This is a genomic window from Mycolicibacterium elephantis DSM 44368 (genome assembly GCF_004014805.1).
Lineage (GTDB): Bacteria > Actinomycetota > Actinomycetes > Mycobacteriales > Mycobacteriaceae > Mycobacterium > Mycobacterium elephantis.
The window spans coordinates 73105-95533 of record NZ_ATDN01000021.1 but is presented as its reverse complement, the minus strand read 5'-3'; the positions used below and the strand labels follow the sequence as shown (position 1 = coordinate 95533).

Annotated in this window: 12 protein-coding genes; 6 read left to right on the top strand and 6 right to left on the bottom strand. The window is 65.3% G+C overall.

Going from position 1 to position 22429, the window contains the following annotated elements; translation table 11 throughout:
• From MELE44368_RS15705 to MELE44368_RS15680, 6 genes are all read right to left on the bottom strand, one after another.
• Positions 1-1840 (bottom strand): condensation domain-containing protein (locus MELE44368_RS15705; RefSeq protein WP_164890122.1); only part of this gene is annotated, 1840 nt, incomplete at its 3' end.
• 20 nt (positions 1841-1860) lie between these two features.
• The gene (locus MELE44368_RS15700) at positions 1861-2094 is read right to left on the bottom strand and encodes an MbtH family protein (RefSeq protein WP_064929733.1); all 234 of its coding nucleotides are present in this window, start codon (positions 2092-2094) and stop codon (positions 1861-1863) included.
• A gap of 519 nt (positions 2095-2613) precedes the next feature.
• Positions 2614-3480, bottom strand: a complete 867-nt coding sequence (locus MELE44368_RS15695; RefSeq protein WP_082933365.1) for a class I SAM-dependent methyltransferase — start codon at positions 3478-3480, stop codon at positions 2614-2616.
• Between the two features lie 26 nt (positions 3481-3506).
• On the bottom strand, positions 3507-14510 hold the full coding sequence (locus tag MELE44368_RS15690) for a type I polyketide synthase (protein WP_128109325.1): 11004 nt from the start codon (positions 14508-14510) through the stop codon (positions 3507-3509).
• A 417-nt stretch (positions 14511-14927) separates the two neighbouring features.
• Positions 14928-16196 (bottom strand): glycosyltransferase, encoded by a 1269-nt coding sequence (locus MELE44368_RS15685; RefSeq protein ID WP_128109324.1) that lies wholly within the window; start codon positions 16194-16196, stop codon positions 14928-14930.
• A gap of 72 nt (positions 16197-16268) precedes the next feature.
• Positions 16269-17027 (bottom strand): class I SAM-dependent methyltransferase, encoded by a 759-nt coding sequence (locus MELE44368_RS15680; protein WP_241566644.1) that lies wholly within the window; start codon positions 17025-17027, stop codon positions 16269-16271.
• Positions 17028-17126: 99 nt separating this feature from the next.
• On the opposite strand from MELE44368_RS15680, the gene MELE44368_RS15675 reads away from it, so the two are divergent.
• From MELE44368_RS15675 to MELE44368_RS26660, 6 genes are all read left to right on the top strand, one after another.
• Positions 17127-17627, top strand: coding sequence for a DUF2505 domain-containing protein (locus tag MELE44368_RS15675; protein WP_128109323.1), 501 nt, complete (start codon positions 17127-17129; stop codon positions 17625-17627).
• A complete protein-coding gene (locus MELE44368_RS15670) occupies positions 17620-18756 on the top strand; it encodes a class I SAM-dependent methyltransferase (protein ID WP_128109322.1) in 1137 nt (378 codons plus the stop codon). The genes MELE44368_RS15675 and MELE44368_RS15670 overlap by 8 nt, the downstream gene beginning before the upstream one ends.
• A gap of 68 nt (positions 18757-18824) precedes the next feature.
• Positions 18825-19868, top strand: a complete 1044-nt coding sequence (locus MELE44368_RS15665) for an NAD-dependent epimerase/dehydratase family protein (RefSeq protein ID WP_128109332.1) — start codon at positions 18825-18827, stop codon at positions 19866-19868.
• An 81-nt stretch (positions 19869-19949) separates the two neighbouring features.
• On the top strand, positions 19950-20879 hold the full coding sequence (locus MELE44368_RS15660) for an efflux ABC transporter ATPase subunit, DrrA-related (protein WP_128109321.1): 930 nt from the start codon (positions 19950-19952) through the stop codon (positions 20877-20879).
• Positions 20876-21631, top strand: coding sequence for an ABC transporter permease (locus tag MELE44368_RS26665; protein ID WP_164890121.1), 756 nt, complete (start codon positions 20876-20878; stop codon positions 21629-21631). The genes MELE44368_RS15660 and MELE44368_RS26665 overlap by 4 nt, the downstream gene beginning before the upstream one ends.
• Positions 21628-22428, top strand: coding sequence for an ABC transporter permease (locus MELE44368_RS26660; protein WP_164890120.1), 801 nt, complete (start codon positions 21628-21630; stop codon positions 22426-22428). Before MELE44368_RS26665 ends, MELE44368_RS26660 begins: the two co-directional genes overlap by 4 nt.
• The last annotated feature ends 1 nt before the right edge of the window (position 22429 follow it).

Genomic DNA, 22429 nt, shown 5'->3' with positions numbered 1-22429 from the left:
TCGGCCTACCCGTCGTCCCCGACGTGTAAATCACATACGCCACATCATCGGGCGAAGGCCCCACCAACCCCGACATCGGCTCAACACCAACCGCCTCAGCGACATCAACCACCCCCACCCCCCGGCCGGCCACCCGGTCAGCCAACACCGCCGTCGTAACCACCACCACCGGAGCCGCATCAGCAAGCACAAACTCCAACCGCGCCAACGGCACCGAAGGATCCACAGGCACATAAGCCGCGCCCACCTTCACCACCGCCAACATCGCCACCACAGCATCAACCGAGCGCGGCAACAACACCCCCACCCGATCACCGGCACCCACACCCCGGCCGACCAACACCGCCGCCAGCCGATCCGAAGCCACATCGAGCTCACCGAACGTCAGCGACCGCCCCTCACACGACACCGCCACCGCATCGCGCGCCCGTTCAACCACAGCCCCAAACAACGCCGGAATCGACCCCGACCCCAAAACCCCGTCAACAACCGCAGCCCGATTCCCCCACCCCTCGAGCCGCAACAACTCAAGATCATCAACCACATCCATCGACGACAGCCGCCGCGAGGAATCGTCAACCATCGCCACCAACACCCGCTCCAACCGCTTCGCGAGCTCGGGAAGTTCGAAAGCAGACAGTGGTCCCCCGGTGCCAGACGTGCTGAAGAAGAGTTGGTCGCCGGCGCCAGAGAAGATCAGACCGAAATCGCCTACCTGACCGGGGTTGGTGAAGGATGCCGACGCCTCGACGTCAGCGAAGTCAAGGGTCAGGGCCGACGGCATGAAGTTGACGCTCACCCGATCGGCCGGCTGGTCCGTGCCGTTCGCGCGGGATCTGCGTTCGAGCGCGTACACCGGGAACCGCTGATGCTGCAGGGCTTCCCGGATCCGCGCGTCGACATATCGGCAGAAGTCGACGATGGTCGAGTCGGGCGACATCCGCAAAACCAACGGCACCACTCCCGAAAGCATCCCGGGCAGCGTCTTTGACTCCGGCTGGACTCGCCTGCTGACCGGAAAATCGAGCACTACCTCCGAATTGCCGGTGCACCATCCCCGCACCAAGAGCGCGCACGCCGCGGTGATGACCGACGATCGTGGCAGGTTCCACGCCTGTGACAACTCTTGAACCTGCCGCAGGACAGCGGGATCCAACCGGACCGGTGTCGGGGGCTGATCCCCATCATCGCTGTCGGTCGACGGTGCCGCCCAGTGGCCGTGTTCATTCTGGCTCGGCAGGTTTTCGGCCCAGTAGGCCTGGTCTGCCTGGTACTCCGCAGACGCTTCGTAAGCCGATTCGCAGTCGACGAGGTCTTGCAGGGAACCGAAGAAGGCGGGAGGAAAGGGCTCACCGGAGACCATTGCGCCGTATACGGTCGCAATCCGGTGGGCCAGGAGCGTGATTCCGGTTCCGTCGATGACGATGTGATGAAAGCAGCCGAACAGGTAGAACTCGTCGTCCCAGGTTTGGAAAAGCGTGAACTTGAACAGTGGGCCGGTGAGCGGCATCGGGGTGCGCTGGATCTCCCGCGCCATCCGACGGGCCTCCTGCACCGGATGGCGGGAATCGCTCAGGTCGTGGAAGGTGATCTCGATGTCAGGGTCGGCGATTGCCCTCTGGAAGACCTGACCATCCGTCTCAAAGATCGCAGCCCTGACCGGTTCGGCCTCGCCGATCACGTGACGGATCGCGCGTCCGAGCAGTTCGCGATCTATGACGCCGTCGAAGCGGGCGAGCACACCCAGCTGCCAGTCCGTGCTGGAGTGGCCCGTTTCCTCGGCAAGCCAAATGTCCAGCTGTGCCCGCGTCAGAGGACGCGCGCCTTCGTCAAGCCTCATCGGATCCCCGATCCCACACGCTATTTACGATCAGAAGCTCCACCCGCTACCAGCCTCTCGCGCAGAGTCTTCGGCCGGATGTCGGGCCAGTTCTGTTCGATGTAATCCAGACACGAGGCCCGGTCGGCCTCGCCGTACGCCATGTACCAACCGGCAGGCACGTCGGCGAATGTCGGCCACAGGCTGTGTTGCTCTTCGCCGTTGACCAAGACATAGAAGGTTCCGCTGTCATCATCAAAAGGGTTGTTGCTCACCCCGGCTCTCCAGATCCCAGCTAATTGACGCTTCCGCAATAAAATGTAAACCATACTTCCCCGCGTGGGCCCTGTCACCCAGTTGGAGGTGAACCCGGCCACCTATTCTCCGACCGCCAAACGAGTTTTCCTGCGGCACCGAGATTTTGAGCGGAGTGCTTAACGTCTTGGCGCGCAGTCCCGGCATCGACGTGGTTAGCTCGGCGACGAAATCAGGGCTATGGATTCATTTCGTTTGCAAGCTTCGACGAGGGATCGACTGTGCCACAGCGTCTTTTGGTGCAATTTTTTGGTGTCTCCCATGACGCTGGTGAGCTCTGGCGCGTAGTTAGCTAGGTACTGCCCTTGTGCCCCTTGCGAATTGGTTACTCGTCAGTAAGTTGCGTTGCACACCGGGCACGTCGAACGAAGTGCTCACTGGCCGATCCGGTAGTCGCGTTGCGCCGAGCCGTCCGCGACGGCCATCCAGAGGGCCGGACACCAGATCCCGGGGCCGTGGGGCGGATTCCTAGCCCACAGCTATTTTGCCGCTGCGCGCAATTGAGATCTCAGTATTCGGTACTCCAACAACCCGGCCCGCATCTGCTCGTAGATGGCAGAACCGGGAAGTGCGAGAAAGTTGGCAACACGAGCATTCCCGTCGCCGTAAACCTGTGCCCAATTGTCGCTCGCTTGATCGCGTGAGGCCAATACATTGGCGGTGATATCACGGTCGCTTTCGGTGACGAAACCCAACGTCGCTAAACGCATCCTGACGTAGTCCCAGTCATCAGGGCTCAAGAAATCGGTGTGCAGAAACCATGCGCCGGGGCGGCATATCCTGCGAACTTCGTTGAGGAACTTCAGCAAGTTCCCATACGAATGCGACGACTCCACATTGAGGACCGCATCGCAGAACTCATCGGGCAGGGGCAGGTCCAACGCGTCGCCGACCTTGAAGTCGATCGGGTGCTTGGTATGCGCCTTGCTGCAGAACGCGATTGCTTCCGAGGACATATCAATGCCGACAACCTCGCCGTCGAATTTCTCCGCGACCAATGCCGAGTTTCCACCCCGGCCACAACCGATCTCGACGATCGTGCGGTTATTGAGATCAACGGGTCCGACAACCTCAAGCACCAATCGGACCGAATTGGCATTGAATGTGCCTTCGCGGATGTCGAAGGCGGACTCGTTATTCCCGTCCGTCGGGAGGTATCCGTAATTGAGGAAAAACGATGAATCGGCAACTCCGACTTCTTCGAGCCGGCGGCTCAGTTTGTTGTAGAAGCTGCGCCATCCACCGGCGGTCGTGGAAAGCAGATCATCGGCCAGGTGCGCCGACATCGCCACACGTGACTCACTTTCCGATTCCACGTGGACCGACGTTTCGTCAGGGTGAGCCATCTATGCCATCCCAATCAAGGCCGCGATCATTGTGTGCCCTCAGGCGAACCGACGGTATCGGAATCTTTCATCTCCGGCATCTGGGCGGCCAGGTACTCGGCGAGCGACCCGATTGTCGGATAGTCGAAGACCGCGGTGGCGCTGATCGTGACCGCGCCACCGAACTGTGGCAACAACCGGTTGCTGAACTCGACCGCCATCAGTGAATCTGTGCCCAGTTCAAGGAACCTGCTGGTGGCCGCCGGTGGTTGCGCAAGCCGCAGGAAGTTCTGTACCTCGTACCGCAGGTACTCGGTAAGGAAGCTCCCACGTTCCTCCTCAGGCACCTCGTGCAGTTGCCGGAGCAACTCGCTGTCGCCGCGCGTGGCCGCGACCGAGCTCGGAAGCAGATGGTCGAGAATGAACGGACGAGATCCACCCAGGCCCTTGGCGGCACGCTGCCAGTTGGCCTTGAGAACGGTGACCTGTCCGGTTCCGTGGGCGAGGATCTCATCCAGCGCGTTGAGAGCGGCAGTGGGATCCAACGGAATCAGCCCTTGCGCGCTGAGATTTGCGCGCGCGGCGTGCGAGGTGGCCATGCCGCCCTGCGCCCACGGACCCCAGTTGACGCTGGTCGCCGGGAGGCCCTGCGCGCGGCGCGCCGCGACGAGCCCGTCGAGCATCGCGTTGGCGGTCACATAGTTGGCCTGGCCGGGCGAACCGAGCACGCTGGCTGCCGACGAATACACGACGAAGAACTCGAGTGCGTCGTTCTCGGTGTGTCGATGCAGGTGGTGGGCACCAAACGCTTTGGGTGCCAACACGGTTCGGAAACGCTCAACGTCCTGCTGGGTCAGCAGCGCGTCGTCCAGCACGCCCGCACCGTGTATCACCCCGGCGAGCGGGGGCAGCTCGGCGCGGATCCGTTGCAACAGCTCGACGACCTGAGCCTCTTCGCCGACATCCGCGGTGAACGTGTCGATCTGACACCGGTGGCGCTCCATGATGTCCGCGATCGCCCGTTGTGCCTCCGCGTCGGGCATGCGCCGGCTGGTCAGCACGATGTGACCTGCCCCGAGCTGCGCCAAGTGGGCCGCGGTGTGCAGGCCGAGCGCACCGACACCGCCGGTGATCAAGTAGCTCCGGTCTGCCCGCGGCTGCAGTGGTTTCGGCATTTGGAGCACGATCTTGCCGATGTGCCGCGCCTGCTGCATGCGCCGGAACGCGATCTTGGCCTCCGTCAACGGATAAACCTCGGCAGGGAGTGGCAAGAGCTCACCGCGTCCCATGCTTTCCGCCAACTCGGCGAGCAAGCTGCCCACCCGCTCGGGCTCCTGTTCGATGGTGGCGTCCAGCGCCACGATCTCGTAGGCGATGTCGGGCCGGACCTCGGCCATCTGTTCTGGCGTCCAGATGTCTCGCTTGGCGATTTCGACGAACCGGCCATCCCTGGCGGTCGCCCGCACCGTCGCTTCGATGAACCCTTCGTTGGTGAGGCTGTTGAGCACCACGTCGACACCGGCACCGTCAGTGTCGGCGAGGATTTGGTCCGCGAACGCAGTGCTACGCGAATCGTAGACATAGTTCACGCCCATCTCGCGCAGCGTCGCACGTTTGTAGGTGCTGGCGGTCGCGAAGACGGTCGCACCGGCCTGCCGGGCCAGCTGGATCGCGGCCAGCCCGACGCCGCCGCTCGCGGCGTGGATCAGCACCCGATCACCCGGACGAATCTTGGCCCAGTCGAACGCAAGCCGGGTCGTGAGCGCCCCAGCGGGGATGGTCGCCGCTCCCACGGCGCTCACCCCGTCCGGCAGCGGCGACAGGAACTGGGCCGGAATGTTGACCCGGGAAGCGAATCCACCCTGCATGAAGCCGAAGACGCGCTGACCGACCTCGAATCCGGTCACGTCGGCGCCGACCTCGGTCACGATGCCGGCAAGGTCACCGCCGATGCGTCCCGGATCGCCGGGGTAGAGGCCGAGCACATTCAGCACATCGCGGAAGTTGAGGCCCGCGGCCTCCACCCGGATCTGCACCTGGCCCGCCGGTGGCGGCGGCACATCGATCTCGACGAGGCGCAGGTTGTCGATGGCGCCGCGTTCGGTCGGCTCCAGGATGTAGTCGGTCGCACGGGGCACCGAGAGGGGGCCACCGCGTGACCACGGCAGTACCCGGGGTACCAGGTACTTCCCTTGTCTCAGCGCGAGTTCGGGCTCATCGACGGATGCGGCGAGCAGGCCTGGCAGCGTGCGCACGACGTCGTCGAGTTCATCGAAGTCAACCAGCTTGCAGCGCAGCGCCGGTTGTTCGGTGATGATCGTTCGTCCGAGTCCCCACAGCGCCGACTGCGCCGGATCGACCGGCTCGCCGGATTCGGTGGCCACCGCCCGTTCGGTGATGAGCCACAGCCCACCGGTGAGTTTCACGTCCTCGTGTGCCTGCAACATCCGCACGACGGTGAGCAACTGCTCGATCTCGTTCTCCAGGCGGGCGGCGAACTCCCCGGCGGACTCCTCGGATCCGGGTTGTCCGGCGCTGCGCCAGACGATCCCGGCGACCGGAGCGCCGCGATCCTGGGCCTGCGCGATCAGCCGCTTCCAGGATTCTGGATCGGAGAGCGAGTCGCGGTCCAGCGCGACCGAACCCGGGAGGCCAGCCGACAACTCGTCGAATCCAGCGACCACCCAGGTACCCTCGGACGCCCCGCCGGCGTCGCCTTCGACCGGCGTCGGCATCTCTTGCCAGCCCATGGTGTAGAGGTTGCGGGTGGCGTCGCCGCCGAGACCGCGCAACAACGCCTCGCGGGGGGCGCGCTTGACCGCGAACTCGCGGATCTCACCCAGCAGGCGCCCATCTCGGTCCACGAATTCCAGGTCGAAGACCTGTGTTTCGCTCTCGGCGCTTCCGGTCTGCCACCGCGCACGGCAGTAGAACCGTTTCGGCATCTTCTCCCGAATCACGACGCGCCCGTACCGCAACGGCAGGAAGAGATCCGCCATCGGTCCGCCTTCCTCCGTCGCGGCCAACACCGCGGGGAATGCCGGGAAGGCGACACCGGTGCAAAGGTCGAGCAGCACCGGGTGGATCGGCTCACTGCCGAGTTGTTCGGCGAGTTCCTCGCCGATCGCGACATCGCCGATCGCCTCACCGTCACCGGCCCACAGCGATTTGAGGGAACCGGCCCAGGTGGGACCCCAGAAAAGTTCCATGTCGGCGAAGGTGTCGAACAGCTGCTGCGGTCGTGTCCGCCGCAACCGTTCGCAAGCGGCCTCGATGGTTTCCGACGTATCCGAGGCGGGCACGTCGTCGAGGCTGGTGACGATTCGGCCGTCGGCGTTCAACGCCCACTCGGCGTCGCGCTCCCCGTACGGGCGGCTGTGCACCTGGAAGGTAGAGCCGCTGCCGTCCTCGAGTGGACGCAGCGTCAGTTGAACCTCACGAGAAGCCTTCTCGGGCAGGATGATCGGTTCGTAGAAGAAGACCTCACGCACCTGCGCAGGCACTCCGACCGCGGCAAGGGCCATCGCGGCATACGTCGCGCCCGGAACGACAACGGTGCCGTAGATGACGTGATGCGACAGCCACGGCTGCGTCTTGACCGACCACCGGCCGGTGTAGACGGTCTCGCCGGACGCGAGATCCTTCATGCTGCCCAGAATTCCGGATTCGAAGATGCCCTGGCCGTCGATGTCTCGGATGTCGACGGTCTTGGGCCAGAAGCGACGTCGCTGGAACGGGTAGGTGGGCAGTTCGACCCTGCGGCGCGGCTGATGGTGCACCGCGGCGAAGTCGGGCCGGTGGCCGGCGACGTACACAGCGGCCAGCGCGTCTGCCATCTGCCGTCGGTCATCGGTGCCCTTGCGCAGGCAGGCGACGGCGCGCGGGGAAGGCGAGGACTCCGGCCAGGCCTGTACCGCGGCGCCGGTCAGAACCGGTTGCGGTCCGATCTCCATCAACACCGAGCAGCCCAGCTGAGCCACCGTCTGGATGCTCTCCGCGAACTGCACCGGCTGGCGGGAGTGCCGCCGCCAGTATTCGGCGTCCAGCGGGGTTTCGGCCGTGATCACCGCGCCGGTGTGGTTGCAGACGAGCGGCAGGGTCGGCGTGGCGAACTCGAACCCGCGTGCGTACGACTCGAATTCGTCGAGTGCGGGCTCCAGCAATACGGAATGGAAGGCATGGCTGGTGTCCAGCCAGGTGCACCGGATGCCCTCGTCGCTCAGCTTGGCGACGATCTGCTCCAGGTCCGCAGCCGGACCCGACAACACCGTGTTGGGGCCGTTGTAGGCGGCGACCGAAACCTGCGGGAAGTCGTCGGCCGCGCGCTCGACCTGCGACGCAGCCGCGAATACCGCGACCATCCGGCCACCCTCGGGCAGCTCGCCGAACAGCCGGCCACGTTCGGCCATCAACCGTGCCCCGTCCTCGAGGCTGAACACGCCTGCGACACACGCCGCCGCGTACTGCCCCACGCTGTGCCCGAGCACCACGTCGGGTTCGACGCCCCACGACTGCCACAACCGCGCGAGCCCCATCTCGACGGCGAACAGCGCCGGTTGAGCGAATGAGGTGTGCCCCAGGGACTTGGCGTCGCCGTCGGTTTCGAACAGCACCTCCAGCAACGGGCGCGGCAGCATTCCGTCGACCGCCTCGGCACAGCGGGTCACGGTTTCGGCGAATACCGGTTCGGTGTCGAACAGTTCGCGCGCCATGCCGGGGTACTGGCTGCCCTGCCCGGTGAACAGCCACGCCGTCTTCGGTGGGTCACCGCACTCGCCGCGCACCGCACCGGGTCCCAGCCGGTTCTCGGCCAACTCGGACAGCAGGTCGCGCGCATTCTGCACCGAATCCACGACCATCGCGGCGCGGTGCTCGAAGTGCGAACGTCCCGCGCCCGCAGTGAAGCTCACGTCGGCGATGTCGGCGTCCTGATGGCTGTCGAGCCAGTCCGCATAGCGCCGCGCCAAGGCCGCCAGGGCTTGCGGTGACCGCGCCGACAGCGGCAGCACGCTCACCGATTGGTCACCGGTAACCGGTTCCGAAACAGCTTCTGGGGCCGCGGACTTCGACGGTGCCTCTTCGATGATGACGTGGGCGTTGGTGCCGGAGAACCCGAAGGAGCTCGTTCCCGCACGGCGCGGACGGCCGTTGGCCTGCCAAGGAATCGCCTTGTCCACCACCCGTACCGGCAGCGAGTCCCACGGGATGTTCGGTGACGGGTTCTGGAAGTGCAGGTTCTGCGGCAGCATTCCGTGCTGCAGGGACAACACGACCTTGATCAGGCCGGCGATACCGGCTGCCGACTCGAGGTGGCCGACGTTGGTCTTCACCGACCCGATCAGAAGCGGCCGGTCGGTATCGCGGGCGATGCCGTAGGCGGCCGCGGCGGCCTGCACCTCGATCGGATCGCCGAGCGAGGTGCCTGTCCCGTGGGCCTCGAGGTAGTCGATATCTCCGCCGACGAGACCGGCGCGGGCCAGCGTTGCGGCGATAAGCCGTTGCTGCGCACCGCCGTTGGGCACCGTCAAACCGCTGGAAGCACCGTCCTGATTGACCGCGCTGCCCCGGATGACCGCGCAGATCTGATCGCCGTCGCGCTCCGCGTCGCTGAGCCTCTTGAGCACCAGCACGCCGCAGCCCTCACTGCGCGCGTAACCGTTGGCCGCGGCGTCGAACGTCTTGCATCGGCCGTCGGCCGACAGCATTCTCGCGCGTGAGGTCGCGACGATGGACGCCGGGCTGACCAAGACGTTCACCCCGCCGGCCAGCGCCATGTCGCAGTCTCCGGAGTGCAACGCCTGGCAGGCTTGATGCACGGCCACCAACGAGGCGCTGCACGCGGTGTCCACCGCCATCGCCGGACCCTCGAGGCCCAGTGCGTAGGCGACCCGGCCGGCGATCACGTTGAGCGCGTTGCCGGTGATGAAGTGGGCTTCGATGGTCTCGACCGAGTTGGCGTTCAACAGCTGCGAGTACTCGTTGGCGGCCACCCCGACGAACACGCCGCTTCGGGTGCCCCGCAACGAGGATGGTGCGTAGCCGGCGCGTTCGAGCCCCTCCCAGGCGATTTCGAGCATCAACCGTTGCTGGGGATCCATCCACACCGCTTCGCGCGGGGAGATGCCGAAGAACTCCGGATCGAACCCGTCGACGCTGTCCAGGTAGCCGCCGTAACGGGTGTAGATCTTGCCCGGCGCCTCGGGGTCCGGGTCGTAGTAGTCGTCGACGTCGAAGCGGTCGTCGGGAATCTCGCGGATCGCGTCGACGCCGCCCGACAACAACTCCCAGTACGCCTCGGGGTTGGGCGCACCCGGGAAGCGGCAGGCGACCGCGACGATCGCGATCGGTTCATCGCTGCGCGCCGGCGCGACCGCGGCCGGTTGTACCGGTGCGGGGGCACTGGGCGCCGGTGTGTCGATGTTGAGGACGTCGCTGAGCAAGAAGTCCGCCACGTCGACAAGGCGCGGATAGTCCATCGCGAGGGTTGACGGCAACCCCTTGCCCACGGCCCGCTCGACTCGGCGCCGAAGCTCAACGGCCATCAGCGAATCCATGCCGACGTCGAAGAAGCCGGCCTCGTCGCGGATTTCGGCGGGGTCGATGCGGGTCACGTCGGCAACCACGTCGCGCAGGTAGTCCACGACGAGTTTCTTCCGTTGACCGGCCGGCGCGACGGTGACCCGCTCGACCAGCTGGGTGCTGCCACCGTCCGACGCGGCCGGCACCGACTCGGGGACCTCGCGCTGCAACTGGGCGAAGAAGGCTCGCTTGCCGGCCATCTGGTACAGCGGCAGGAAGCCGGCCCAGTCGATCTTGGCCACCACGCCGTGCGATGCGCCCTTGCTCGACGAGCCCATGAGCTCGGCCATGCCCGCCAACGCATCGGCGGGCGTCAGCGGCCGGACCCCCCGCTTGTCCAATTCGGCGCGGGCGGCATCGTCTGCCATCCCCGCGTTCAACCAGGGACCGAAGTTGACGCTGATCCCCGGCACACCACGCTCGCGCTGGTGCCAGGCCAATCCGTCGAGGAAGGCGTTCGCGGCGCTGTACGCGGTCTGGCCGCCGGCGCCCCACACCCCGGCGATCGAGGAGGTGCTGAGGAAGAAGTCGAGCTTCATGCCCGCTGTCGCTTCGCTCAGATTCCAAGCGCCCCACACCTTGCCGGCGAACACGCGACCGATCTCGGCGTCGTCCAAGGTCTGCAGCGGCGTCGTGCTGATCTCACCTGCGGCGTGTACGACACCGCCCAGCGCGGGCAGTTCGGCCCGCACCGTGGTCAGCACGCGGGTGACGTCGTGCGGGTTGGCCACGTCGGCGGCGATGACCCGGATCTCACAGCCGGACTGTTCGCGGATCGCGTCGATGCGCTGCTGCGCGCTGTCGCTGGGCGCGCGGCGGCTGGTGAGCACCAGGTGTCGCGCGCCGTGCGCGGCTAGGTAGCCGGCGACCTCCAGCCCGATCGCGCCCAGCCCGCCGGTCACCAGATAGGTCGCGTCGTCGCGCAGCTTCAGCGGTGCCGCGCTCGGCTGCCCTGCGCGGCGGGTCAGCCGCGGGACATAGACCGCCTGGTCGCGAAGCGCGATCTGGTCCTCACCGGCAGGCGCCGTCAGCAGATGGTCGATCAGCAGCGACCAGTCGCTGCCGTCCGAGGCGCCCGTCGCCGACAGATCCGCCAAACCGCCCCACAGCCGTGGATGTTCCAGCGAGGCGGCGCGACCGAAGCCCCACACCGAGGACTGTGCGGGCGACACGGAATCCGCACCGACAGCGCGTTGTGCGCCACGGGTTATCAGCCAGATGGGGGTGCGGAGCTCGGCCGCAGCGGCGGCACGCAACAGTCGCCTCGTCCCGCTCAGCACCTGGTGTTGCATCCGCAACAGCGACTGCGTCGACGGTGCGGTCTGCGGATCCAGTGCTGCGAGGTTGAGGATGCGTGTCGTCTCGTCGTCTGCGACCGCGGCGCGCAACGTGGCCCCGAGCCGCTCCTCGTCGGCGTCGGACATGGGCAGGTCGAGGGTCTGGTACCGGTGCCCGCGTGCGGTCAGCGCGTCGGCCAATGGCGCGACCGCATCGGGGTCATCGCAGACCAGCAGCCAGGACGAACCCGTACCGCTGTCGGCCTGCGCCGCCCCGCCCGCGGCTTTCTCCCAGCGGATCTCGTAGCGGGAGTCCGTGATCGAGAGCGCTTTGCGCTGTTGGTTATGTTGTGCGGCAAGCTTTTTCAGCATATCGACGGCCTGCTGGTCGCCGTCGGCGCCGCCTAACAGCGCAGCGAGTTCCTCGAACCGGCCGTCCTCGAGAAGCCGGACGGTCTCGGTGCGCGCGGCTTGGGTCTCATCCACCGTCTGGGTGGGCCGGACCCGCTGCTCACGGAACCAGTACTGGCGGTGCTGGAACGGATAGGTGGGCAGGTCGACCTTGCGCGCCGGCCCGGCCAGCGCCGCGAAGTCGGGTCGGTGGCCCGCGACGTATGCGTTGGCAAGGGCTTCGGTGATCTGCCGGTGGTCGGCGATGTTGCGGCGCAGCGAGGCGATCGCGCGCGGCGCGGTCGCCGGGTCCGGCCAGGCCCGCATGGCAGCGGCGGTCAGCACCGGCTGCGGGCCGATTTCCAGCAGCATCGAGCAGCGAAGATCGGCCAGGGTGCGCACACTCTTGGCGAACTCGACCGGCTGCCGGGCATGGCGCCGCCAGTAGGCGCCGTCCAGTTTGGCGCTTCTGCCCAGGGCCGCGCCGGTACGGTTGCAGATCAACGTCTTTCGTGGCGGGCGGAACTCGAACCGGTCCGCGTACGCTTCGAACTCGTCGAGGACCGGATCCAGCAGCGCCGAGTGGAACGCGTGGCTGGTGTCGAGCCAATCGCAACGAACACCGTCGGCCTCCAGGCGGGTGACCACCGACTCCAGATCCTGCGCTGGCCCGGAGAGCACCGTGTTGGCGCCGTTGTAGGCGGCGACCGACAACCGCGGGAACTCGTCGGTCAGGCTCTCCACCCGTTCGGCGGCGGCGAAGATCGCGACCATCCGGCCACCGTCGGGCAGGCTGCCGAACAACCGGCCCCGCTCGGCCATCAGCAGCATTCCGTCCTCGAGGCTGAACACCCCCGCGACGCAGGCCGCCGTGTACTGGCCGACGCTGTGCCCGATCACCACATCCGGTTCGAAGCCCCACGACTGCCAGAGGCGGGCCAGGCCCATCTCCACCGCGAACAATGCGGGCTGGGCATAGCTTGTCTGCCGCAGGGTGTCCTGGGCCTCGGGGCCGTCGCCGAAAATGACGTCCAGCAACGGCTTTTCGAGTACGTCGGCGACGGCTGCCGTGCACCGGTTCAACGTATCGGCGAATACCGACTCGGTGTCGTACAGCTCGCGAGCCATTCCCGCGTACTGGCTGCCCTGGCCGGTGAACAACCAGGCAGTCTTCGGCTTGTCATTGCATTCGCCGCGGATCAGTCCCGGCGCCGGTCGGTCTTCGGCCAGCGCGCGAAGGGTTTCACGGGCGGACTCCACCGAATTCACCACGAGGGCGGCGCGGTGCTCGAAGTGCGATCGCGTGACCCCGGCGCTGAAACACACGTCTGCCAGAGGGGCCTCGGGATGCTCGGCCAGCCAGCTTCCGTATCGCTGTGCCAGTTCCACCAGGGCAGCCGGGCTACGGGCCGACAACGGCAACACGGTGAAGCGCCGGTCGTCGGTCGGCGCCTGGGTGACCTCTACGGTCCGACGCGCCACCTCTGGGGCTTCCTCGAGGATGACGTGCGAGTTGGTCCCGGAGAACCCGAACGAGCTGACTCCGGCGATACGGGGGCGTCCGTCCCGCGGCCACGGCACGTTCTCATCCACCACCCGCACCGCGAGCCGATCCCAGGGGATGTGCGGCGACGGCTTCTGAAAGTGCAGTTGCTTGGGCAGTTCCTCGTGCTCGAGCGACAGCACCACCTTGATCAGGCCCGCGATCCCGGCGGCGGCCTCCAGGTGCCCGATGTTGGTCTTCACCGAGCCGATCAACAGCGGATGGTCGGGGTCGCGTCCGTTGCCGAGCACCGCACCGGCGGCCTGCACTTCGATCGGGTCACCGAGGGAGGTCCCGGTCCCGTGCGCCTCCAGGTATCCGACATCGCCTGCGGAGACGCCTGCGCTGGCCAGGGCTTCGTTGATGACCCGTTGTTGCGCAACACCGTTGGGCACTGTCAAACCACCCGAGGCGCCGTCCTGGTTGACCGCGCTGCCCCGGATGACGGCCCGGATCCGGTCACCGTCACGGATCGCGTCAGCGAGGCGCTTGACGACGACGACACCGCAGCCCTCACCGCGCACATAACCGTCGGCGGACGCGTCGAAGGTCTTGCACTTGCCGTCGGGAGCCAGCATCTTCGCGCGCGCGAAGGACATCACGCTCTTCGGGCTGAGCAATACGTTCACGCCACCGGCCAGCGCGACATCGCACTCCCCCAAGCGCAACGCCTGACACGCCTGGTGCACTGCCACCAGCGACGAGCTGCACGCCGTGTCGACGCTGACCGCCGGGCCCTGCAGCCCCATCCCGTAACTGATCCGGCCCGCCCCCGCGGCCGCCGACGAGCCGATCGCCTGATACGAGTCGATCTCGGCGTAAGGGATTTCTTCCGAGATCAGCTGCAGGTAGTCATGGGTCCCGATCCCCACGAACACGCCGGTCTTGGTGTTCGCCAAATCCGACGGCGCGGTACCGGAGTGCTCTACGGCCTGCCACGCCGTCTCCAGCAGCAGCCGATGCTGCGGGTCGATGAGCATCGTCTCCCGCTTGGACAACCCGAAGAACGGCGCGTCAAAGCCCGTCGCGTCGTCGATGAAGCCTGCGCGCCGGGTGACGATCTTTCCGAGCGCATCGGGATCGGGGTCATAGAACTCGTCGACGTCCCACCGGTCTGCAGGTACCTCCGATACCGCATCCCGACCTTCGTGCAGCACATCCCAGAATTCGTCCGCGTCGGCGGCGCCAGGAACACGCAGGGCGTAGCCGACGATGGCAAAGCCTTCGTTGTGCGCTGTGGCCGGTTGCTGAAGGTCCGTCATTTCCGATCACCGCCGACGAACGTGCGTGCGCGGTCAGTGGCCTCGGCGATCGCCGTCGGTACCCGCTCCATCAGGTCTGCGATGGTGGTCACGGGGCTGTCCTCTCTACGGGCGGATTTCGAAAGCTTTCGGCGCCGGTCGGGCCGGGCGGAACCTGGAGGCGTGGGATTTGAATGCATAAATCCAGCTGTGCGTGCGTCCGCGGCGGCGCGGTGTCGACAAGCCCCATCCGATCTCCGAACTCAGACGCTCTTCTCATCTGGAGGTTTCGTGCACTGGTGACCCCAGGCTGCGGCCGTGGTCAGACGGGTAATTCCTCACCCAAGCTCTCCAGATTCACTAATTGACGTTCCTGTAAGAATTTGTAAACCATACTTCGCCCGCGCGAACCCTGTCATGGAGTTGGCTGTGAACCGTTCAGCGAATGCAGCGGCTACGAGCAAGTTCCTCCAGACGATCGGCGGCGGCAGCAGCGCTTTGCGCCGGTGAGGTGATACGAGTGGCCAGCTCACGGGCTCGAGCGACGTAATCCGGCGCGAGGATGGTGCGCAGGTCCGCCTCCAGCGATTCCTCGGTGGCGGTGGAGAACCGCCGGGCGGTGCCCACCTTCAGACGTTTGACGGCAGCCCCGTAGATGGCGTGCACCATGTCCCAGTAGAGGATCAGCTGCGGAACCCCGGCTCGCATGACGATCGGCGTGGTGCTCGAGCCTCCGTGGTGCACGACCGCACGGCACGCCGGAAAGACCGTCGCGTAGTTCAGCGTGCCCACGACCTTGACGTGATCGGATTCCGGGGCGCCGGTGAAGTCCGTCCCAGCGGCGCCGATCAACGCTCGCTCGCCGAGCCGGGCACACGTCGACGCGATCATGGCGAGGGTGTCGCGCGGGGACTCGACCGGAATGCTGCCGAACCCGAAGAAGATCGGAGGGGTGCCCGCGGCGATCCAGGACGCGACTTCCTCGTCGGCTTCGGTCGCCAGTTCCAACGTCAGCGTGCCGACGAAAGGCCGCTGGTCCCCGAATTCGGACCATTCGGCTGACAGTCCGGGAAAGCAGGCTTCGTCGTAGGCCTGGATTTCCAGCGAGCCACGTTCGGTGATCCGCTGCGGCGCGGACCCTTTCACCTTCGGCAGGCCTAGTTCGCGACGTTGTGTGTGCTCGACCGTCTTCATCACCCGCCAGGACAACCACCAGAATGCGGCCACTGCGGCCCTGCCTACTTTCGCCGGCAGGAAGGTCAGCACCTGACCGTTGGGGCGCAGCGGAAAGTAGTGCAATGTCGCCAGCGGAATGTCGTAGTACTCGGCGACGTTGGCGGCGGCGTCCTCGAAGTTGATGCCGGTGAAGATCAGGTCGGCACCGTCGGCCATCGATTTCAAGGTCGTGCTCATGTCCTGCCAACCCCGCAACAGCGGTCCCCCGATTTCGACCCGCGCCTTGAGCATCGTTCGGAGCTTCCAGGGAGCACCGAAGAAGCAGGTCCAAAAGTCGCGATGGGAATCGAGGATGGAGCGTGAGTGGGGCCCGAACCCGACAGCCTGGAGCCCAGCCGTCTCGGCGAACCCGACCAGGTCGGGAGGCACGGCGATGCACACGTCGTGACCCCGACGCATCAGCTCGCGTCCGACCGCGGCGTTGGGTTCGACATCGCCGCGACTACCCCACGTCGCCAGCACAAATTTCATCGCAGACGGTTTGGCCTTTCGCTTTGCATCGGGGTCCTGCGGTCGCGGCGACCGCAATTCACCGCACTGCGGCTACCTGGGCGGAGATGCCGCACTGGCCGCGAGGAATTCGTTCAGATACCGAGGTGGCTTCAGGTTGAGCAGACGTTTGCGGTCGGCCTTGAGGTCCGCATAGGTGAGCGCCCGGACCTCGTCCACCGAGTAGGACAGCGTCGATTCGGGAGTGCCCTTCCGAACGAAGCCGACGCCCTGGTCGCACTTGAACACCCCGACAATCAGATCCGGTCGGGTGCTGCGCAGCTGCACGATCGCTTTCCAGACGTCGCCGTTCCAGATGCCGATCACCAGCGGCCCCTTCTGCTGCGCCATGAATTCCTCCCAGGACTCCGCGCGGCGCCCGGCCAGCTCGAACGGCGGGTTGCAGTCGTGCAGGAAGATGACGCCGTCGTCCTTGAGGTAGCGCACGGTGTTCTCGACGTCTCGGACCACTTGCTCGTAGGTGTGGAGGCCGTCGATCAGGGCGACGTCGACGGGATGCTGTTCGAGAAGGGTCTTTTCGTTGGCAAAGAAGGCGTCGCTGGTGGTCTCGAAGTAGCGGGTGATCCTCGCCTTGGCGTCCGCGCGTTCGCGGACACGGTCGGTGAGCTTGAAGGCCGGGTCAACCGCGATCTTCACATCGGCGCTGATCCGCTGGAACGCCTGTCCTCGCGACACACCGATTTCCAGATACACGGGCTCCGACCGCATCGCGAGTGCCCTTTGCACAGCCCTGATTCGGTTCATACCGGGCAGCGCGTCCACGAACGTCACCAGCCCGCTGTTGAAGCCCACGCGACGATACTGCCCACAAAGCAAAATATTGACAAGGGGGTAAATCCGCAGGCTGAAAACTGTCCGCGCCCGTCTGGGCTGCGGTAAGAATGGTCTGCTATGTCGCATTCCTTCGACATCGTGACCGAATCACCTGTCAGCGTTGAGCAAATCCATGCTGCGTTCGGCCGCGAGGACTACTGGCAGGCCCGCCTGGCCGACGGCGCCGGCTCCGCACTGGAGTCGCTGCTCGTCGACGAGGACGGCGTGGTCGACGTGCGCATCACCCAGCACCTCGGTCGCCAGGTGCTGCCGGCGGCCGTTGCCAGGGTGCTGCCCGGAGATCTGAAGCTCCAGTACCGCGAAACCTGGCGAACGGTCGGTGACGGCAGGGTCAGTGGGGTGGCTGAAGCTTCGGCGTCGGGCGGGCTGGGATCGAGCCGCGCCGAGAACCTGCTGGCGCCGGCAGGCACCGCTTCTCAACTGCGCTCCGCGGTAAGGGTCGACGTCAAGATTCCTTTTGCGGGAGGCCAACTCGAGAAGGTCATCGGCAGCAGCCTGGCCAACAGCATCCCCGAGGTGCTGCGCTTCACCACGAGCTGGATTTCCGCTCATGCCTGAGATCGGCCCGGTGCGCTCGGCGTCAGAATCCGGACACAAAGAAGCCTCAGACCGGCTCATCACGGACCGGACGACAATTCATCGGATTTGGAAAGCGGTCCTTGCCGGGATCGCGATCGCCCTGGCGGTCGCCTGTTATTTCCTGCCCATTCTGCTCGCCGTCATCGGCATATTGATTCTGTCGGTGCTGATCGGTCGGTTGCTTTATCGCGCCCGTGGCCGCTACGTGCCGACCCAGTACAGCAAAGACATTGGCGAATACGACCCGGAATATCGCACCTTTATTGAAGATTCACTTTCGGAACTGCGTCGACGCAGGATTCGTGGACACACATTGTTGTGGGAGGCAGCACGTCTGCCGAAACAGAGCGACCCCGACTCCGAACTGCTCCTCGATTTGGGTGTCTGGATCGGCTGGTCCACAAGGCTGACTTCTGACTTCTCCGGACGCAAGGTGTATGGCTTCGACACCTTCGAGGGCCTTGTCGAAGACTGGCTGATCGAAGAGCAGGTACTCATCAAACGGGGCACCTTCTCGCTGTCGGACCCACTTGCAAAGCGTGTGATGCGCGATACCGGCGTGAGCCTGCATGACGGCACGCCCACCGAACTCGGACGCGATGTGCAGTTCATCCGGGGAAGCACGTACGAGACGTTGGCGCCGTTCTTGGCCGATCGGCCAACGGCACCCATCCGGCTCTTCCACATGGATCTGGATTCGTACGAGAGCTGTCTGCACGCGCTGGAAACCTGCAAGGACCGCTTCACCGAAGGCTCGATCCTCGTCTTCGACGAGTACTTGATCACGAACAGCGAGATGCGGGCGTTCTATGAATTCCAGAAGCGCTATGGGTTGGAATGGCGTTATCGCGCTTGGGGTCTCGAGATTTGGGAGATGAACTTTGCGATGGTCACCGCGCGCTGGAAGCGCGTGCTCTATTACCTGGGCACAATCGGGGTTTACTGGTTGGATGGCCGCTTCCTGTGGAAGTTTTTCCGTCCCCGGTTCTGGCGCTTCTGGCTGGGCGCTCCTTTAGGAGACATCCTCTTTCTGCTGGGCGCCGCGGGACAACGGCAATCCGTGAGCCTCGAAATCACCGGCCTCGGTGAACTGAACCGGAACCGTTAGTCAGCCGTCATGCGATATTCGTCCGCCGCATTTCCCTTCCGACCAAGAATCGGTACAGCATGACGTCCATCCTCATCACCGGCGGGGCCGGATTCATCGGGTCGGCACTTGCGCGTCGTCTCGTCGAAGCCGGCTATGACGTCGCGGTGATGGACATCCTGCATCCCCAGGTACACGCCGAACACACGGCCATCGATCTGCCGTCACCAGTGCGGCTTTTCACCGGCGACGTCACCCATGCGCCTGATTGCGACGTGGTCCTGCGCCTGTTCAAACCCACGCAGATCGTGCACTTGGCGGCAGAGACCGGGACGGCGCAATCACTTTCGGAGGCCAGCCGGCACGGTTCGGTCAACGTGGTCGGAACCACCCAGCTTCTCGACGCATTGAGCCGCTGCGGGCACGTGCCCGACCAGCTGGTGTTGGCATCTTCACGTGCCGTCTACGGTGAGGGAGCCTGGCAGTCCGGGACCGATGTCTTCTATCCACCGCCACGCAGTCATGCCCAGCTGGCCGCGGGCGTTTGGGATCCCCAAGGGCCGACAGGAGAACCCGCCACCGCACTCGCGAGCAGTGCCGGGCGAACCGAACCTCGACCCACCAACGTCTATGCCGCGACCAAACTTGCGCAGGAACACATCCTGGCCGCCTGGACAGCCGCCCACGACACCAGGCTCAGCGTGCTGCGCCTGCAGAACGTCTACGGGCCGGGACAGTCGCTGACGAATTCCTACACCGGAATCGTTGCGCTCTTCGCGCGCTTGGGCCGGCAACGCCAGGTCTTGGAGGTCTACGAGGACGGCCGTATCGTGCGCGATTTCGTGTACATCGACGACGTCGTCGAGGCCCTCTTCTCAGCGATCGAGGAGCCCGCGGCGCAGTCCCGCTGCGTCGACATCGGTTCTGGCGTCCCGACCACCATCCATGAACTCGCCCGACAGCTCGCGACCCTCTGCGACGCCCCCGAACCGGTTGTCGTAGCGAAGTTTCGCGACGGCGACGTTCGCGCCGCGAAATGCGACGTCGAGCAGGCGATGAGGGAACTCAACTGGCGCCCGAAGTGGTCGCTCGGCGAGGGTACGCGCGCACTCCTCGACTGGATCGGCGAATGACGAAACACCCTGCAGCGCCGACCGGACAAAGACATCACTACTTCGCCCGGAGCATCTCCGCTAACGCTATGGTCAATATTCGTGATCGAGCTTGACGGTATCGCGAAGACGTTCGACGGGACGATACTTGCCCTGCAGGACGTCAGCTTTTCCGTTGCCGCAGGGTCGGTGTGCGCGCTGCTCGGCCAAAACGGTGCGGGCAAGACGACCACGATCAACATCCTGTCCACCTTGATGCGACCGACGTACGGGAAAGCGGTCGTAGCCGGTCATGACGTCGTCAAGAACCCGGCCGGGGTGCGCGCGTCAATAGCAACGACCGGGCAGGTCGCCGCCATCGACTGGCAGCTGACCGGACGGGAGAACTTGGTCATGTTCAGTCGGCTGCGCGGACTGCGCCGCAAAGCGGCGAACGCGCGAGCCGACGCCTTGATCGAACAGTTCGACCTGGTCGAGGCCGCGGACCGCAGCGTGGTCACCTATTCCGGAGGGATGCGCCGGCGCATCGACATCGCCGCCGCCCTTGTGGTGCCCCCGAAGGTGCTCTTCCTCGACGAGCCGACGACCGGCTTGGACCCCCGTAGCCGCCGCAGTGTGTGGGACCTCGTGTCGTCGTTGGCGGCCGAGGGTGTGACGGTTCTGCTCACCACGCAGTACCTCGAGGAAGCCGACGTGCTCAGCGATTCGATCGTCGTCATCGACCACGGTCGTGTCATCGCGACCGGGACCGCCGAAGACCTCAAGAGCCGTGTCGGAATCAGCTACTGCACAGTAAGTCCGGTCAACCCCGCCGACCTGACGAAGGTCTTCGCCGCGGTGGCAGATCTCGAGGACGCCCAAGCCGACGAAGAGGCCAACACCGTTACGGTGCTGGCGCCCAACGGTATTGCAACGCTGAGCGAGGTGTTCCGGCGGGTCGACCAGCTCGACGTCGAACTCGCCGACATCTCGTTGCGCAAGCCGTCGTTGGACGAGGTATTCCTACATCTCACAGGCAGTATGACCGCGTGACCGCAGTCGCCGTTCTCACCGAACGCATGGTGCGGGAGACCCTGCGCAGCGACATGCCGTTCGCGGTGTTGGCACCCGCGGGCATCTTCATCGTGTTCAATTTCGCGCTGCGCAACGTGATCGACACCGGCGGTATCGGCTACCCCCAGTACCTGCTGCCCGTCATCATCGTCCAGGTGACGTTGCTCGGCGCGCTGACCACCGTCGACCGGGCTGCCCGAGACCATTCCTCCGAGTTGGGACTTCGGTTCCGCACGATGCCGCTTTCCACATTGACGCCGTTGGTCGCTCGTATGCTGTACTGCCTCATCCGCGGCGCCATCGCCCTTGTCGTCACGATCGGTGTCGGCTACGCGTTCGGCTTCCGAATGCTCGGTGGTTTCGGCCATTTGGCGATTTTCACGATTCTTGTGCTCGTCTTGACACTGGCACTGTCGCTTGCCGCGGATGCGACCGGTGTGAGCATCTCGGGTGCCTCGATCGGCAGGAGCGGCGGAGCCAGTCAGATTCTTCTCGTTCCCCAGATGATCCTCATCATGTTGTCGACCGGAATGGCGCCCGTCGATTCGTTTCCCGAGTGGCTGCATGGCTTCGTTCGACACCAGCCCGTCTCGCAGGTGACCGACGCCTTGCGCGGACTTGCCGCGGGCCACGTCGCGGTGAGCAGCTTGATGAGCAGCGTGGCGTGGTGCCTTGGCCTGCTTCTGATCTTCGGGGTGATCGCAGTACGGGTGCAAAGGCGGGCATTATGACCACAGAGGCGCCGGTGCGTACCTCGCTGCTCTCGGAAAGCCTGGTATTCGCGGGACAGCAATTCACTCATTGGCGTCGCGATCCCCTGGTGCCGATCCAGGCGTTGGTGTTCCCGACATTCCTGCTGATCACGTACTACTTGCTCATCGGCAAGTCGGTATTGCGCATCACCGGGACGGACAGCCTTTACGGTTTGGTGCCCACCTGCGCGATCGCTGGCGCATTCTCCGGAGCGATCGCGGTCGGCCTCACCCTGTCCTTCGAACGCGACATAGGCCTGCTCAGCAGATTGTGGGTGTTGCCGGTGAACCGCGCCAGCGCGCTGACCGGCCGGCTCATCGCCGAAGCGGCGCGGACGCTCTTGAGCACGGCCTTGATCACCGTGGTCGGTATCGGGTTGGGGCTTCGGTTCCAAGGCGGCCCACTCGAACTGCTTCTGTACCTGCTGGTGCCGGTGATGGTGGTGGTGGTGTTTGCGATGGCGGTGATCGCACTCGCGGTGCGCGCCAAGGACGGCACCGTGCTGATCTGGCTGGGGCTGCCCGCGATCACCGCGGTGTTCGCCAGCTCCGGCTCACCGCCCGTCGAATCGCTGCCCTCATGGATGTGGCCGCTTCTTCGATTCCAGCCGATGGATCCGATCGTGGAGTCGATGCGAACGCTTGCTCAAGGTGGTCTGCCGCTGTGGCCCCTGTTCTGGGGCGTCGTCTGGACCGTTGGCCTTGGCGCGATAATCGGGCCGCTGACTATCCGGAATTACCGGACGGCTGCCGAGTCCGGCGGGGTGCGTGGCTGAT